The organism is Nonomuraea sp. NPDC003727 (assembly GCF_053586935.1).
The window spans coordinates 255,277-270,407 of record NZ_JBSFNE010000002.1; the positions used below are offsets into that span (position 1 = coordinate 255,277).

At 71.5% G+C, this 15,131-nt stretch carries 16 protein-coding genes; 12 read left to right on the forward strand and 4 right to left on the reverse strand.

Annotation, left to right across the window (positions count from 1 at the left end):
- The first annotated feature begins 246 nt into the window (after positions 1–246).
- From ACWDLG_RS06425 to ligD, 6 genes are all read left to right on the forward strand, one after another.
- A complete protein-coding gene (locus ACWDLG_RS06425; protein ID WP_449917558.1) occupies positions 247–1,194 on the forward strand; it encodes a metal ABC transporter substrate-binding protein in 948 nt (315 codons plus the stop codon).
- Positions 1,182–1,964, forward strand: coding sequence for a metal ABC transporter ATP-binding protein (locus tag ACWDLG_RS06430; RefSeq protein ID WP_449916634.1), 783 nt, complete (start codon positions 1,182–1,184; stop codon positions 1,962–1,964). The genes ACWDLG_RS06425 and ACWDLG_RS06430 overlap by 13 nt, the downstream gene beginning before the upstream one ends.
- Positions 1,961–2,797: a metal ABC transporter permease gene (locus ACWDLG_RS06435; RefSeq protein WP_449916636.1), complete on the forward strand. Its 837-nt coding sequence runs from the start codon at positions 1,961–1,963 to the stop codon at positions 2,795–2,797. Before ACWDLG_RS06430 ends, ACWDLG_RS06435 begins: the two co-directional genes overlap by 4 nt.
- Entirely contained in the window at positions 2,794–3,183 is a 390-nt protein-coding gene (locus ACWDLG_RS06440; RefSeq protein ID WP_354906547.1) for a Fur family transcriptional regulator, read from the forward strand. The genes ACWDLG_RS06435 and ACWDLG_RS06440 overlap by 4 nt, the downstream gene beginning before the upstream one ends.
- A gap of 117 nt (positions 3,184–3,300) precedes the next feature.
- On the forward strand, positions 3,301–3,849 hold the full coding sequence (locus ACWDLG_RS06445; protein WP_449916639.1) for a CGNR zinc finger domain-containing protein: 549 nt from the start codon (positions 3,301–3,303) through the stop codon (positions 3,847–3,849).
- 7 nt (positions 3,850–3,856) lie between these two features.
- Positions 3,857–4,807 (forward strand): non-homologous end-joining DNA ligase, encoded by a 951-nt coding sequence (ligD, locus tag ACWDLG_RS06450; protein WP_449916642.1) that lies wholly within the window; start codon positions 3,857–3,859, stop codon positions 4,805–4,807.
- A 138-nt stretch (positions 4,808–4,945) separates the two neighbouring features.
- Here ligD and ACWDLG_RS06455 read toward each other — a convergent pair whose 3' ends face one another.
- The gene (locus ACWDLG_RS06455; protein ID WP_449916644.1) at positions 4,946–5,734 is read right to left on the reverse strand and encodes an isoprenyl transferase; all 789 of its coding nucleotides are present in this window, start codon (positions 5,732–5,734) and stop codon (positions 4,946–4,948) included.
- The gene (gene recO, locus ACWDLG_RS06460) at positions 5,731–6,468 is read right to left on the reverse strand and encodes a DNA repair protein RecO (protein WP_354906551.1); all 738 of its coding nucleotides are present in this window, start codon (positions 6,466–6,468) and stop codon (positions 5,731–5,733) included. The genes ACWDLG_RS06455 and recO overlap by 4 nt, the downstream gene beginning before the upstream one ends.
- Positions 6,469–6,586: 118 nt before the next feature.
- On the opposite strand from recO, the gene ACWDLG_RS06465 reads away from it, so the two are divergent.
- The 6 genes from ACWDLG_RS06465 to rocD all read left to right on the forward strand — a co-directional run bounded on the left by ACWDLG_RS06465 (position 6,587) and on the right by rocD (position 13,185).
- A complete protein-coding gene (locus ACWDLG_RS06465; RefSeq protein WP_449916647.1) occupies positions 6,587–8,098 on the forward strand; it encodes a CDP-alcohol phosphatidyltransferase family protein in 1,512 nt (503 codons plus the stop codon).
- On the forward strand, positions 8,095–8,799 hold the full coding sequence (locus ACWDLG_RS06470) for a DUF5941 domain-containing protein (RefSeq protein ID WP_449916649.1): 705 nt from the start codon (positions 8,095–8,097) through the stop codon (positions 8,797–8,799). The genes ACWDLG_RS06465 and ACWDLG_RS06470 overlap by 4 nt, the downstream gene beginning before the upstream one ends.
- Before the next feature lie 239 nt (positions 8,800–9,038).
- Positions 9,039–10,400: a glycoside hydrolase family 16 protein gene (locus ACWDLG_RS06475; protein WP_449916651.1), complete on the forward strand. Its 1,362-nt coding sequence runs from the start codon at positions 9,039–9,041 to the stop codon at positions 10,398–10,400.
- A 213-nt stretch (positions 10,401–10,613) separates the two neighbouring features.
- Positions 10,614–11,126, forward strand: coding sequence for an Lrp/AsnC family transcriptional regulator (locus ACWDLG_RS06480; protein ID WP_449916654.1), 513 nt, complete (start codon positions 10,614–10,616; stop codon positions 11,124–11,126).
- A gap of 50 nt (positions 11,127–11,176) precedes the next feature.
- Entirely contained in the window at positions 11,177–11,974 is a 798-nt protein-coding gene (gene ddaH / locus ACWDLG_RS06485) for a dimethylargininase (protein ID WP_354906555.1), read from the forward strand.
- A gap of 2 nt (positions 11,975–11,976) precedes the next feature.
- Positions 11,977–13,185 carry an ornithine--oxo-acid transaminase gene (gene rocD / locus ACWDLG_RS06490; protein ID WP_354906556.1) on the forward strand — a complete coding sequence of 403 codons (1,209 nt, stop codon included), beginning with the start codon at positions 11,977–11,979 and terminating at the stop codon, positions 13,183–13,185.
- 52 nt (positions 13,186–13,237) lie between these two features.
- On the opposite strand, the gene ACWDLG_RS06495 is transcribed toward rocD, so the two are convergent.
- Together ACWDLG_RS06495 and ACWDLG_RS06500 are read right to left on the reverse strand one after the other, a co-directional pair.
- Positions 13,238–14,503 (reverse strand): CU044_5270 family protein, encoded by a 1,266-nt coding sequence (locus ACWDLG_RS06495; protein WP_449916657.1) that lies wholly within the window; start codon positions 14,501–14,503, stop codon positions 13,238–13,240.
- Positions 14,493–15,071, reverse strand: a complete 579-nt coding sequence (locus ACWDLG_RS06500) for an RNA polymerase sigma factor (RefSeq protein WP_449917561.1) — start codon at positions 15,069–15,071, stop codon at positions 14,493–14,495. Before ACWDLG_RS06500 ends, ACWDLG_RS06495 begins: the two co-directional genes overlap by 11 nt.
- Positions 15,072–15,131 lie beyond the last annotated feature (60 nt).

Consider the following 15,131-nt stretch of genomic DNA (forward strand, 5'->3'; position numbering starts at 1 on the left):
GTCCAGGAGTGGGTCCGGGTCCGGGGGCCAGGGGTGGGAGTGGGTTCAGGTCCAGGTCCAGGAGTGGGTCCGGGTCCGGGGGCCAGGGGTGGGAGTGGGTTCAGGTCCAGGTCCAGGAGTGGGTCCGGGTCCGGGGGCCAGGGGTGGGAGGGAATGCCGGCCGGGGCGCACGGCCTCCTGCCGACGGCCGGCACCCTGAAGAGATTTTGACAACCATTTTCATTCTGGTTCATACTGGGTGGTGTGATGCCCCTTAAGACCCGTTTCCTCACCTTGATCTCCGGCGGGATGCTGCTGGCCGCCACCGCCGCCTGCGGAGCGGGCGCCGCCGAGACCGAGCCCGTGGCCGCCGTCGAGGCCGGCGACAAGGCGAAGGTCGTGGCCAGCTTCTACCCCCTGCAGTGGCTGACCGAGCAGGTCGCCGGTCCGGACGCGACCGTCGCGACGCTGACCGCGCCCGGGGTCGAGCCGCACGACCTGGAGCTGACGCCGCAGCAGGTCGCCGAGATCGGCGGGGCCACGCTCACCGCCTACGTCAAGGGGCTGCAGCCCGCGGTGGACGAGGCGGTCGAGCAGAACGGGGCCGGCAAGGAGTTCGACGCGGCCGCCGCCGTACGGACCCTGCCGGCGAAGGAGGAGGCGGCCGAGGGCGCCGAGGGGCACGACCACGAGCACGAGATCTCCTACGACCCGCACCTGTGGCTCGACCCCAGCACGTTCGCGGGCGTGGCGACCAAGCTCGGCGAGCGGCTGGCCGCCGCCGACCCCGCGCACGCGCAGGCCTTCAAGGACCGCGCGGCCAAGACGGCCGCCGCCCTCACCGCGCTCGACCAGGAGTTCGCCAAGGGCCTGTCGACCTGCTCGGCCAGGTCGATCGTGACCGCGCACGAGGCCTTCGGCTACCTGGCCGACCGCTACCAGCTCAAGCAGGTCGGCCTGACCCTCGACCCCGAGTCGGAGCCGTCCCCCGCCCGCATCGCGGAGGTGGCCAAGGTGGCCAAGGCCGAGAAGGTCACTACCATCTTCACCGAGGCCCTCGTCAGCCCCAAGGTCGCCGAGGTCCTCGCTCATGAGGTGGGGGCGAAGACCGCGGTGCTCGACCCCCTGGAGAGCGCGCCGTCCAGCGGCGACTACCTGACGGCCATGCGCCAGAACCTCTCGACCCTGCGAACCGCACTGGGATGCACAGCGTGACAGCAGTCTTCGACATGACCGGCGGCCAGGTGACCCTGGACCGCCGGTCCGTGCTTCGCGGCGTCGATCTGACCATCGGCTCCGGCGAGGTCGTCGCCATCATGGGAGCCAACGGATCGGGCAAGTCCACCCTGGTCAAGGCCCTGCTCGGGCTCATCCCCCTGTCCGGGGGCCAGACCCTCCTGTACGGCAGGCCGCCCGCGCGCTTCCGCGAGTGGTGGCGCGTCGGCTACGTCCCGCAGCGGCTGCAGGTGGGCGGCGGCGTGCCGGCCACGGTCCGCGAGGTCGTCGCCTCGGGCAGGATCGCCCGCCAGCGTCGCCTGCGCCCCACCGACGCGGCCGACAGGCTCGCCGTCGAGCGGGCGCTGGAGTCGGTGTCGCTGGCCGACCGGGCGGGCGACTCGGTCCAGCAGCTGTCCGGCGGCCAGCAGCAGCGGGTGCTCATCGCCCGCGCCCTGGCCGGCGAGCCCGACCTGTACGTCATGGACGAGCCCAACGCCGGCGTCGACGCCGAGAGCCAGCGGCTGCTCGCCGGCACCCTCACCACGCTGGTGGCCCGCGGCAAGACGATCGTGCTGGTCATGCACGAGCTCGGCCCGCTCGAGCCGCTCATCACCCGCGGCGTGGTGGTCCGCGACGGCGTGATCGCCCACGACGGCGTGCCGCCGCGGCCGGAGGGCGACTGCGCCAAGCCGGGGCACGAGCACGTCCACCCGCACGCCGAGGAGCCCGTCACAGGGCCGCTGGCGGGATGGCGGGCAGAGGCGTGATCGAGCTGCTCCAGCTTCCCTTCATGCAGCGGGCGGTGGCCGCCGCGCTGCTGGTCGGGCTGTGCGCGCCGCTGGTCGGCACCTTCATCGTGCAGCGCCGCCTGGCCCTGCTCGGCGACGGCATCGGCCACGTGGCGCTCACCGGCGTCGCGCTCGGCTTCCTCACCGGCACCGCGCCCGTGCTGACCGCCGTCGCGGTGTCGGTCGTCGGCGCGGTGGCCATCGAGTTGGTGCGGGCGCGCGGCCGTACCAGCGGTGACGTGGCGCTGGCGCTGCTGTTCTACGGCGGCATCGCGGGCGGGGTGATGCTGATCTCCATCGCGCCCGGCGGCAGCAACGCCAAGCTGACCTCGTACCTGTTCGGCGCCATCGCCAGCGTGACCGCCCAGGACCTGTGGGTGATCGGCGCGCTGGCCGTCGCCGTGATCGCGGTGGTGGCCGTCTTCGGCAGGGAGCTGTTCGTGCTCTGCCAGGACGAGGAGGTGGCCAAGGCCAGCGGGCTGCCGGTGCGGTTCCTGAGCCTGCTCATCGCCGTCACCGCCGCGCTCACCGTCGTGATCGCCATGCGTGTCGTGGGGCTGCTGCTGGTCAGCGCGCTCATGGTGATCCCCGTGGCCACGAGCCAGCAGTTCACCAGGGGCTTCCGGGCCACCATGCTGCTGTCGATGGCCTTCGGCGTCCTCGCGGCCGTCGGCGGGCTGCTGGGTTCCACCTTCTCCGCCAAGGTGCCGCCGGGCGCCGCCATCGTTCTTCTCGCTCTCGCCGGCTTCGTGCTGGCCCTGGTGGTCGGTAGATTCGTACGGCGAGGCCGAACCCAGGAGAGCAATCCATGACCACTCGTCGCGATGCCGTTCATGACACCCTTCGCAGGAGCGAAGGTTTCCGCAGCGCGCAGGACGTCTACGCCGAGATGCGCTCCGACGGCGCCAAGATCGGCCTGACCACGGTCTACCGGGCGCTCCAGGCCCTGGCCGACGGCGGCAAGGTCGACGTGCTGCGCACCGACGACGGTGAGTCGGTCTACCGCGCCTGCGCCAGCGGCGACCACCACCACCATCTGGTCTGCCGCCGCTGTGGCCGCACGGTCGAGGTGGCCGGGCCCGACGTCGAGCGCTGGGCCGAGTCCGTCGGCGCCGAACACGGGTTCACCGAGGTCACCCACACCGTCGAGGTCTTCGGCACCTGCGCCGCCTGCTCGGCCGCCGCGCGCGCCTCCTGACACCCGGACGTGCCAGAGGGCACGAAACGGGTATGTGCACCGCAGGAAGGCCCCCGGCACTCCGCGTGGGAGATACGCTGTGCCCCCACGCTGGAGTAGGCCACGACAGGAGCTGACATGCCGTTTGGCCATGACATGGTGTATTCGCTCGCCACGGCCGTCGACCTGGTGAACACCTCACCGTCGACGGGTGGCGATGAACGGCTCGGCGATCTCGACGACCTGGCCGAGTTCGTCAGGGTGCGCCAGGTCAGCGGCATCCAGACCCTGACCCCACGCGACCTGGGGCAGGTCAGGATGCTGCGCGAGGATCTTCACCGCGTCTTCACCGCACCCGATCAGGCCACCGCGCTGCGGCTGCTCAACACGCTGCTGACGGACACGCGCATCACCCCGAGGCTGACCGAGCACGACGGTCACCCGGTCCACATGCACTACTTCGCGCCCGACGCCTCGCTGGCCGAGCACCTGGCGGCCGACTGCGGGATCGCGCTCGCGCACCTGCTGGTCGAGGGCGAGTGGGAGCGGCTGCGCACCTGCTCGGCGCCCGACTGCGACCACGTCTTCGTGGACGAGTCGCGCAACAGGTCACGCGTCTACTGCGACAGCCGCACCTGTGGCAACCGCATGCATGTCGCCGCATACCGGGCGCGGCGGCGGGCATGATGATCCGGTGACCACCGACGAGGTCAGAGACCAGGTCCCGCTGACCAATCTCGACCAGCCGCTGTTCGACGACGCGGGCGTGACCAAGCGCGACCTGGTCGACTACCTCGACACGATGCGTGACCGCATCCTGCCGGCGCTGCGCGCGCGGCCCCTGTCGGTGGTGCGGGTACGCCAGGGCCAGGCGCCCTTCATGCAGAAGAACGTGCCGTCCTACGCGCCCGCCTGGATCCGTACGGTCACCCTGTGGGCCGAGACGTCCCGCAGGGAGGTCTCCTACGCCCTGTGCGACGACCGCAGGACCCTGCTGTGGTTCGCCAACCAGCGCGCGGTGGAGTACCACCCGACGCTGGTGACCGCCGCCGCCTGGGAGCATCCCACCCACCTGGTCCTCGACCTCGACCCGCCCGCCGGCGACGACTTCCCGATGGTGGTACGCGCCGCCGGGCTGATCCGCCAGGCGCTGGCCGACGCGGGCCTGGCGGGCGCCGTCAAGACCAGCGGCGCGAAGGGGCTGCACGTCTTCGTCCCGCTGCGGGAGGGCCTGGCGATGGCCGACGTCGCCGCCGCCACCAGGGCCCTGGCCGCGCGGGCCGAGCGGATCGACCCCGGCCTCGCCACCACTGCCTTCATCAGGGAGGACCGGGAGGGCAAGGTGTTCCTCGACTCGACCAGGGCGGGCGGGGCGACGGTGGTGGCCGCCTACAGCCCGCGCGTGCGCCCCGGCGCGCCCGTGTCGTTCCCCGTGGCGTGGGACGACCTCGACCGGGTCGCACCCGCCGACTTCACCGTCCGCACCGCCGCCGGGCTGGTGGGCACCGGCGACCCCTGGGCCGAGCTCATGCCGCTGCCGCAGGACCTGCCCGCCGACCTCGTCGAGGAGGGGCACACCATCCCCGTCGCCAGGGTGCAGGCCATGCACGAGGGCAAGCGCAGGGCCCGCGCCCGCCGGGGCTGACGGGCACCGCCTCAGCCCGCCTCAGCCCGGTGGCAGCCGAAGCCCGACAGCTCAGCCTCGGTGATGCGCGCGGGCAGGTCGAGCGGGTCGTGCTCGGGCACCTCGTCGACGCCGCGGAGCAGGCGCAGGTGCTCGACCCTAGCGCCTCGGCGGATCCACCTGGTTGGGGACGGCTCCGCCGTACCGCCGGTCGCGCTTGGCGTAGATCTCGCACGCCTCCCACAGGTCACGGCGGTCGAAGTCGGGCCAGAGCCGGTTGAGGAACACCATCTCGGCGTAGGCCGACTGCCACAGCAGGAAGTTGGAGAAGCGCTGCTCGCCCGAGGAGCGGACGAACAGGTCGACCTCGGGGATGTCCGGCTCGTCGAGGTAGCGGGCGAACACCTTCTCGCTCACCCGGCCCGGCTTGACCCGGCCCGCCGCGATGTCCTGGGCCAGCTTGACCGCGGCGTCGACGATCTCGGCCTGCCCGCCGTAGTTGACGCAGAACTGCAGCGTGAGCGTGCGGTTGTTCCTGGTCATCTCCTCGGCGTCCTGCAGTTCGGCGATGACGCTCTTCCACAGCCGGCCCGGCCGGCCGGCCCAGCGCACCCGCACGCCCATCGCGTGGAGCTCGTCGCGGCGGCGGCGGATCACGTCGCGGTTGAAGCCCATGAGGAAGCGGACCTCGTCGGGCGAGCGCTTCCAGTTCTCCGTGGAGAAGGCGTAGGCGCTGAGGTACGGGATGCCCAGCTCGAGCGCGCCCTCGATGACGTCGAACAGCGAGGCCTCGCCGGCCTTGTGCCCTTCCGTCCGCGGCAGGCCGCGCTGCTTGGCCCACCGGCCGTTGCCGTCCATGACGATGGCGACGTGCTTCGGCACCAGGTCCCGCGGGATCGGCGGGGGCACCGCACCCGACGGGTGCGGGGCAGGGGGACGGACGTTCACCGGGCTGGCTCCCTTTCTACGTGGCGGAGAGAACGAATGCCGTGTTCGAGATGCCACTGCAGGTAGGCGGCCACCAGCCCGCTGCACTCGGAGCGGTGGCGCGCCTCGGAGGCGTCGGCCGTGTCCCAGTCGCCGCGCAGCAGCGCCGTCATCAGGGTGAGGGTCTCTCCCGCGGGTACGGCGGCGCCGGCGGGACGGCATGACCCGCACACCGCGCCGCCGGCCACGATGGCGAACGCCCGCACCGACTCGCCGCCGCACCTGGCGCACTCCCGCAGCGCGGGCGCGTAACCGGCGACCGCGAGCGAGCGCAGGAAGTAGGCGTCGAGCACCAGCCTGGGCTCGTGGCTGCCGTCGGCCAGCGTGCGCAGCCCGCCGACCAGCAGCAGGAACTGCCTGAGCGCGGGCTCCTTCTCGCCCTGGGTGAGCCGGTCGGCCGTCTCCAGCATGGCGCTGCCTGCCGTGTAGCGAGGGTAGTCGTGGGCCAGCGCCTCGCCGTACGGATGGATGGTCTCCGCCTGCGTGATCACGTCGAGCGTGCGACCCACGTGCAGTTGGAGATCGACATGTGTGAAAGGCTCGAGGCGCGCGCCGAACCTGGAGGTGGTGCGGCGCACGCCCTTGGCGACGCCGCGCACCTTGCCCGTGCGCTTGGTGAGGAGGGTGACGATCCTGTCGGCTTCGCCCAGCTTCTGGGTCCGCAGGACGACGCCCTCGTCTCGGTAGAGACTCACTGGTCCAGTCTAGGGTGACCTTGGGGTGGACCGGCTTTACCCGAGTCTCACTAGACTTTGACACCTGCCCCTGTTTTACCTGTTGTTCTACCCCCCGCAACTGCCTCGAAAGGGTGACATGACCCGCGTGGTCCTGCTGGGCTCTTCGCCCGGCCCCGACACCGCTCCGACCGGCCTGAGGCTGGCCGCCCTCCCCGGCTCGCCCACCGTCGGCGAGCGACTGCGCGCCCAGGCGCTCTCGCTCGACCCGCAGCCGCTTCTCGTCCAGCGCGCCGATCTCGCCACCGCCCTGCGCGCCATCGCCCAGATCGCCGAGTCGGCCGAGGAGAACCTCCTCCTCCTGCCCGAGAACTCGGTCATCCACGACGAGCTGATCTACCAGATCACCAAGGCCAAGCGCGGCGCCATCACGCTCGTGGCCAAGGAGCCGCGCGCGGAGGACGAGAACGGCGAGCGGATCGCCTACGACGTGCCCATCGAGGAGGCGGCGCCCGAGATCGGCGGCAACAGCCTCGAAGGGCTCATGGTCCGCACCCGCGTGGGCAAGTCGCGCGTCATCTCGGTCGGCACCGCCCACCACGCCGTCACCCGGCCCAACGCGATCCTGCTCGGCCCGCTCCACCTCACCACGCGCAACCTGCCCGTGCTCGCCGAGGCCTGCCGCGAGCTGGCCGACCTGGCCCACCTGTTCGGCCCCGAGGACGACCTGGCCCAGCTGATCATCTTCGGCCTGGTCCGCAAGGGCGTCTCCGTCGGCATCCGCGGCCGCCGCGACCTGTTCTTCCGCCGCATCACCACCCAGGCCGAGGCCAACGAGGCCGCCACCGAGATGTCCGGCATGGACGAGGACCGTGCCAGGCTCAACAACGCGGTCAAGGGCGCCGACGGCTTCTTCACCACCTACTTCGTCAGCACCTACTCCCGCTTCATCGCCCGCTGGGCGGCGCGGCGCGGGCTGACGCCCAACCAGGTCACGCTGATCTCCATCTTCCTCGGCGTGGCCGCCGCTCTCTGCTTCGCCACCGGCCAGCGGCTCGGCATGGTCGCCGGCGGCGTGCTGATCTACTTCGCGTTCGTCTTCGACTGCGTCGACGGCCAGGTCGCCCGCTACGCCCGCAAGTTCGGCGTGCTCGGCGCCTGGCTCGACGCGACGTTCGACAGGTTCAAGGAGTACGTCGTCTTCGCCGGCCTGGCCGTCGGCTACGTCGTCGCAGGGCACGGCGACGACATCTGGATCCTGGCGCTGGCCGCGATCTCCCTGCAGTCGGTCAAGCACCTGCTCGACTTCTCCTTCGGCGCGGCCAACCGGCGCAAGGCGCCGTCCCCGCTGCCCACCACCCCGATGACCGCGCCCGACGACCGCGACCTGCGCAAGGCGCTGGAGCGGCGCAAGGTCGAGCGCAGCACCGGCATCCGCGGCGTGCTCAAGATGTGGACCAAGGCGGGCAAGTTCCGCTTCGTCTACTGGGCGCGCAAGATGGTCGTGTTCCCCATCGGCGAGCGGTTCGCGGCCATCGCGATCACCGCCGCCCTCTTCGACGCCCGGGTCACCTTCATCACCCTGCTGATCTGGGGAAGCGTCGCCTCCGCCTACACCGTCACTGGACGCGTCATGAGGTCCCTCGCATGATCACGCAGCCGCAGACCACCGCCACCTCCGCTCCCGACCCCGACGAGGAACGGCGCCGCATCCAGACCGCCAGGCTCCTGGCCTACCGCGATGACGGTCCGCTGGTCCACGCCCTCGCCTCGCGCCTGGGCAAGGGCCTGCCCCCGGTCCCCACGCTGCTGGTCGCGCTCCTGGCGACGATCGGCCTGGCCGTCGCGGGCCTGTCGCCGCTCGTCTCCGTCGCCGTCATGATCGTGCTCGTGCTGCCCACGGGGGCGCGCGACCACCTCGGCCGCCTCGACTGGCTCGTGCCGCCGCTGCTGCGCGGCACCGAGTTCCTCGTCGTCATCCTGGTCGGCCTGGCCTACGACGCGCCCAAGTGGCTGCTGTTCGTGCTGCTGTACGTGGTCGGCTACCACACCTACGACACCGTCTACCGCACCAGGCAGAGCATCTGGCCGCCCACGTGGGTCTTCATGGCCGGTCTCGGCTGGGAGGTCCGCCTGCTGATCATCGCGGTGGGCGCGGCTCTGGGCGTGCTGACCCCGGTGCTGTACGTGCTGACGGCCTACCTGTTCGTGCTGTTCGCGGTGGAGAGCGTGACGAGCTGGGTACGGCTCGACAAGGCCTCGGCGCAGGCCAGCGCCGACGCCGAGCAGGACCTGGAGGCCTCGCCCGAAGAGGTGCTGGAGCAGGCCACCGGCGAGGCCGAGAAGGCCTGACACCGGGGCTCCGGAGAGAGTCCCTGTCAGGTTTCCCAGTCCGGGGCCGTGTGAATGAACCGCGGCCCCGGCTGCGTGTACGGGGGTCCAGATCTCCTCGGCGAAGAGCGCTCTCCGAGCGCTAGCCCGCCCACCGACAGGGTGTCAATACGTGGTTGACAGCGCTGGAATACCATGGTCACATCAAGGCCAGAGAGCGCTCTCTCGTCCGTTGCCCCCTGCTCGCACGGAGAACCGCCATGCCCTCCACGTTCCTCACCCGCCTGGCCGCGACGGTGGCCGGGATCCTGGCGGCGGGCGCCCTCGTGGCCGCCGTGCCGCCGACCCCCACCGGCTGGAGCCTGGTGTGGGCCGACGACTTCGACGGCCCCGCCGGGTCCCCGCCGTCCTCCGGCAACTGGATCATCGACACCGGGCACTCCTACCCCGGCGGCCCCGCCAACTGGGGCACCGGGGAGATCCAGAACTACACCGCCGATCCGGCGAACGTCCGCCTCGACGGCGCGGGCAACCTGCGCATCACCCCGATCGGCAGCGGGCAGAACTGGACCTCGGCCCGCGTCGAGACCCGCCGCGCCGACTTCAAGCCCGCCGCCGGCCGCATCCTGCGGATCGAGGGCCGGATCCAGATGCCCGACGTCACGGGCGACGCCGCGCTCGGCTACTGGCCCGCCTTCTGGGCGCTCGGCTCGCCGTACCGGGGGAACTACTGGAACTGGCCGGGCATCGGCGAGTTCGACATCATGGAGAACGTCAACGGGATCAACGCGGTCTGGGGCGTGCTGCACTGCGGCGTCAACCCGGGCGGGCCCTGCAACGAGACCTCCGGGCTCGGCGCCAGCCGGGCGTGTCCCGGCTCCACCTGCCAGTCGGCCTTCCACACCTACCGCTTCGAGTGGGACCGCAGCGTCTCCCCCAACCAGCTGCGCTGGTACGTCGACGGCCAGCGGTTCCACAGCGTCAGCCAGGCCCAGTTCGACGCGGGCACCTGGAACGCCATGACCGGCCACGCCGGCTACTTCCTCCTGCTGAACGTGGCCATGGGCGGCGCCTTCCCGAACGCGCTGGCCGGGCCGACGCCCACCGCGGCGACCGTGTCGGGCCGGCCGATGGTCGTCGACTACGTGGCCGTCTGGCAGAGCGGCGGCGGCACCCAGCCCACCGACCCGCCCACCGAGCCGCCGGGCGGGGTCGACGCCCGCTCCACCATCCAGGCCGAGCGCTTCCAGGCCCAGTCGGGCACCATCGTCGAGGCGACCACCGACACGGGCGGCGGCCAGAACGTCGGCGCGATCGCCAACGGCGACTGGCTCCGCTTCGACGGCGTGAACTTCGGCAGCACGCCCGCCCGGCAGTTCGTCGCGCGCGTCGCCTCAGGCGCGGCGGGCGGGGTGAGCGGTCTGGTCCAGGTACGGCTCGGCAGCCCCACCGCGGCCCCCGTCGGCGACTTCGCGATCGCGAGCACCGGCGGCTGGCAGAGCTGGCGCACCGTTCCCGCCAACATCGCGCCGACCACCGGCACGCACACGGTCTACCTGACCTTCGCCAGCGGCCAGCCGGCCGACTTCGTCAACGTCAACTGGTTCACGTTCGCCACCTAGCGTCGCGGCGCCGCGCCGTCGTAGGCCACGGCGGGGGCGATGCGCGTGACCTCTCCTCGTTCGGCGGGCTGGTCCTTGAAGCGCATCAGGCCTCCAACGCGGTTCGCGTGGTTTCGACGCTGAACGCTGATCTCGCGCCTGTGCCGGAGACGCGGGCGTGCCCTGCCTGCGCCGAGCCGCTGGCTGTACAGGACAGGCTGTATACAGGGGGACGTGGAACTGGATCGGTTGGATCGGGACATCATCGGGGCGCTGGTCGACGATGCCCGAGCGACATATGCACAAATCGGACAGCGCATCGGTCTGTCGGCGTCGGCGGTGAAGCGCAGGGTGGACCGCCTGCGCGAGGCGGGCGCGATCACCGGGTTCAGCGCCCGCATCGCCCCGCAGGCGCTCGGCTGGACCACCGAGGCCTACGTTGAGCTGTTCTGCCAGGGCAAGACCTCCCCCGCCGCGATCGGCCTGGCGATCGCCCGCCACCCCGAGGTGGTCTCGGCCTGCACGATCACCGGCGAGGCCGACGCGCTGCTGCACATCAGGGCCACTGACGTGCGGCACGTGGAGCGGGTGATCGAGCGGATCGCGGCCGAGCCGTTCGTCGTGCGGACCAAGAGCTCGATCGTGCTGTCGCGGCTGGTGGACGAGGCGCAACGGATCGGCGCCGGAATGCCACAAGACGCAACAAACCCGCCCCAACACGCAATATCGGGCGCTTGGCCTGCGTAAACACTGTTCCTAGGCTGCTGCCGTCCCCCTCGACGAGTTGGAGCCGCAGCATGCCCAAGCACTTCCTGATGTGCCGACCTGACTTCTTCGCGGTGGAGTACGCGATCAATCCGTGGATGGATCCGGACGCGGGTGCCGACCGCGCCGTCGCCATCAGGCAATGGGAGGGGTTGAAGGCGGCCTACGAGGAGCTCGGTCACCGGGTCAGCCTGATCGACCCGATCGACGGCCTGCCCGACATGGTGTTCGCCGCCAACGGCGCGCTCGTGGCGGGCGGCAGGGTCTACGGTGCCCGCTTCGCCTTCCCGGAGCGGGCCGCCGAGGGCCCGGCCTACCTGAGCTGGTTCGCCGAGCGTGGCTACCCGACGTACGAGCCTGCCCACGTGAACGAGGGCGAGGGCGACTTCCTCGCCATGGACGAGGTGATCCTGGCGGGCACCGGCTTCCGCACCTCGCGCGAGGCGCACAGCGAGGCGCAGGAGTTCCTGGGCCGCCCCGTCGTCTCGCTCCAGCTGGTCGACCCGCGCTTCTACCACCTCGACACCGCGCTGTTCCCGCTGCACGGGCGGAATATCGCCTACTACCCCGGAGCGTTCTCCGAGGGGAGCCGGCGCGTCCTGCGGCGGATGTTCCCGGACGCGGTGATCGCGGGTGCCGACGACGCCGAGGTGCTCGGTCTCAACGCCGTCAGCGACGGCACCAACGTCGTGATCAACGTGGAGGCGCACGACCTCCAGCTGGACCTCAAGCGGCGTGGATACGAGGTGATCCCCGTCGACCTCAGCGAGCTGCGCAAGGCGGGCGGCGGTCCCAAGTGCTGCACACTGGAAATCAGGGGGGAGAACTGACAATGACCACCAGTGCGGAACACATCGAGGTAAGCGAGCGCCGTAGCGCGCACAACTACCACCCGCTGCCCGTCGTGATCCACGAGGCGCACGGCGCCTGGGTGACCGACGTCGAAGGCAAGCGATACCTGGACTTCCTGTCCGGCTATTCGAGCCTCAACTTCGGCCACGGCAACCCGAAGATCATCGAGGCGGCGCAGGAGCAGCTCAGGAACCTCACCCTGACCAGCAGGGCGTTCTACCACGACCAGTTCGCCACGTTCTGCGCCGGGCTCGGCGACCTGACCGGCAAGGACATGGTCCTGCCGATGAACACCGGCGCCGAGGCCGTCGAGACCGCGATCAAGGTGGCACGCAAGTGGGGCTACAAGGTCAAGGGGGTGGCGCGGGACCAGGCCAACATCATCGTGATGGAGGACAACTTCCACGGCCGCACCACCACGATCGTCAGCTTCTCCACCGACGACGACGCACACGCGGACTTCGGCCCGTACACCCCCGGCTTCAAGATCGTGAAGTACGGCTCGGCCGAGGCGATCCGCGAGGCGATCGACGCCCACACGGTGGCGGTGCTGGTCGAGCCGATCCAGGGCGAGGCGGGCGTGCTCGTGCCGCCGGACGGCTACCTGACCCAGGTACGCGAGCTGTGCACGGAGCACAACATCCTGATGATCGCCGACGAGATCCAGTCGGGTCTCGGCCGGACGGGCACCACCTTCGCCTGTGACCACGAGGGCGTCGTGCCCGACATCTACGTGCTCGGCAAGGCCCTCGGCGGCGGCGTGGTCCCCGTCTCGGCCATCGCGGCCGACGAGAACGTGCTCGGGGTCATCCAGCCCGGGCAGCACGGCTCCACGTTCGGCGGGAACCCGCTGGCCTGCGCGGTCGCCAACGCGGTGATCGAGCTGCTCAACACCGGCGAGTTCCAGGCCAGGGCGGCCAGGCTGGGCGAGATCCTGCACGGTCGCCTGCGCGAGCTGATCGGCAACGGCGTGGTGACCGTGCGCGGGCGCGGGCTGTGGGCGGGCGTCGACATCGACCCCTCGCTCGCCACGGGCCGCGCGGTGTCCAAGGCGCTGCTGGAGCGCGGCATTCTGGCCAAGGACACCCACGGCTCCACGATCAGGCTCGCCCCGCCGATCGTGATCTCCGAGGAGGACCTGCACCACGCCGTCGACCAGCTGGCCGACGCGATCGCCGCGCTCAGGTAGCCACCCCCGGTACGGCTCGCGCCCCGCGCGGCGCGAGCCGTACCGACGGTGGTCAGCGGTCGGCGCTCGGCATCATCGTCACGGTCACGGTCGGGACGGGTGCCTGCGGCGCCGACTCGGCGGGCACGTCCTGCGGCCTGGGCGGCGCGCCGCTGTCCTGGGCCGCGGAGGGCGCGTCCCGATCCGGTACGGGCGTCACGGTCACCGTCGGCTCACCGGGCGCGGGCGCCGTCGACTCGGCGGACCCGGGCAGTGTCGGCTCGGCGGAGACGGGCGCCGTCGGCTCGGCGGAGAATCGCGGGTCGGCCTTCGTCGTCGGCCGGCCCACGTCCTCGCAGCTGCTGTCGTGCGCGGCGGAGGCGCTCTCCGCCGGGAGCGCGTCGACGACGGAGACACTGGTCTGCGCGGTCAGCGCGAGCACCGAGCCGACCGGCGCCCCCGCGCTCTTCGCGTCCACGACCGTCCCGCGCTCCCCCATGAACATGAAGGTCGTGGGGTCGAAGACGAGCTGTTCGAGCATGCCGCCCTGCGCCTTGCTGCCGAGCGCGGTGCCCTTGCGGCCCGCGCCGTCCTCCACTCCCTCGGCGACCTCCACCCCGGGCAGCGCCTTGGCGGCGTTGAACAGCGCCTCGCGTTGCGGCCGTGGCAGATACGTCTCCCTGATCAGGTCGCCCACCACGCCGAAGGCGTTGTTGTTGGTCACCTTGCCGCGCTTCTCCAGGTAGGCGCGCATGCCGTCCGCGTCGGCCGGGAGCGTGGCGAGATAGGCGTGGTCGGAGCGGGCCTCCCCCATCCTGTCGGGGCAGTTGGCCAGCCGCATCCACTCCTTGCCCTGCTGCTTGCCGGCCTCCTCCGGCATCGGCCAGCCGGGGAACTGCTTGGGCTCCAGCCCTTCGATGGACAGCAGGCCGTCGGCGCTGGCGTCCGCCGAGCGCCACAGCCGGCGCTTGGTCCGGTAGAGGTAGCGGGTCTCCTGCTCGCCCATGGACATGGCGGTGTACATCGTCTCCGACTCCACCAGCACGAACTGCCCCGGCTTGGGCGCCGGCTCGTCGCTCACCCCCGCCAGGACCGGCGCCGCGGGACGGGCCACCGTGCCGTCCCGTCCGGTGGCGGACAGCGTGAACGCCACGCCGCCGACCAGCGCCACGGTCAGGCCGAAGGCCCCCGCCGCCTGCCAGCCGATGCGGGGCAACCGGAAGCGGTGCCGCGCGGTGGCCTCCTGCACCAGGCGGCGGCGGGCGGTCTCCCGCGCCTCCGAGGGGTACGGTGGGACGGCCGGCCGTCCCTCGGCGAAGATCCTGATCTCATCGTCCATGCTCGGGCTCCTCCTTGAAGGGATCGATGCCGCCAAGGGCCCTGCGCACCTTCGTCCTGAGCCGGTGCAGGCGTGAGCGGACGGTGCCGACGGGGATGTCGAGTGCGAGCGCCACATCCTCGTAGGTCAGATCCGCCCACGCCACCAGCAGCAGCAGGTCCCGTTCGGCCGCCGACAGGCGCGTGAGCGCCTTGGCGAGCCGGGGTTGAAGCTGCTCCGCGGTGACCCGGTCGGCGCTGCGCTCGTCGAAGGATCCCGGCCGGTCGGGCGAGAGGCGCGCCATGGCCTGCGTACGGCGGCGCTCGGCCCTGCGGTGCTGCGCCACGACCTTGGTCGCGATGCCGTACAGCCATGGCCTGGCGTCGGAACGCGAGCGGTCGTAGCGCGCCCTGCCGCGGAAGGCGGCCAGGAACACCTCGCCCACGGCGTCCTCGGCCAGTTCGGGGCCGAGCCGCCGCGCGGCGTACCTGAAGATCTCATCGGCGTGCCGGTCGAACAGCGTGGCGAACACCTCCGGTTCGCTCACCGACTGCCCGACCAACGTCGCGTCGTCCAACGCCTGCGCCATCACCACGGGAGGGATTCCTTTCTGCGGTCACCCTGTACTTGGCCGCAGCCGGGAGTCCGG

Bases quoted from the DNA above. Each gene is read 5' to 3' on its own strand.
- ACWDLG_RS06425 (WP_449917558.1), top strand. From the start codon at position 247: ATGCCCCTTAAGACCCGTTTCCTCACCTTGATCTCCGGCGGGATGCTG.
- ACWDLG_RS06430 (WP_449916634.1), top strand. From the start codon at position 1,182: ATGCACAGCGTGACAGCAGTCTTCGACATGACCGGCGGCCAGGTGACC.
- ddaH (WP_354906555.1), top strand. From the start codon at position 11,177: ATGCCCAAGCACTTCCTGATGTGCCGACCTGACTTCTTCGCGGTGGAG.
- ACWDLG_RS06470 (WP_449916649.1), top strand. From the start codon at position 8,095: ATGATCACGCAGCCGCAGACCACCGCCACCTCCGCTCCCGACCCCGAC.
- ACWDLG_RS06440 (WP_354906547.1), top strand. From the start codon at position 2,794: ATGACCACTCGTCGCGATGCCGTTCATGACACCCTTCGCAGGAGCGAA.
- ACWDLG_RS06495 (WP_449916657.1), bottom strand. From the start codon at position 14,503: ATGGACGATGAGATCAGGATCTTCGCCGAGGGACGGCCGGCCGTCCCA.
- ACWDLG_RS06500 (WP_449917561.1), bottom strand. From the start codon at position 15,071: ATGGCGCAGGCGTTGGACGACGCGACGTTGGTCGGGCAGTCGGTGAGC.
- ACWDLG_RS06445 (WP_449916639.1), top strand. From the start codon at position 3,301: ATGCCGTTTGGCCATGACATGGTGTATTCGCTCGCCACGGCCGTCGAC.
- rocD (WP_354906556.1), top strand. From the start codon at position 11,977: ATGACCACCAGTGCGGAACACATCGAGGTAAGCGAGCGCCGTAGCGCG.
- ACWDLG_RS06465 (WP_449916647.1), top strand. From the start codon at position 6,587: ATGACCCGCGTGGTCCTGCTGGGCTCTTCGCCCGGCCCCGACACCGCT.
- ACWDLG_RS06475 (WP_449916651.1), top strand. From the start codon at position 9,039: ATGCCCTCCACGTTCCTCACCCGCCTGGCCGCGACGGTGGCCGGGATC.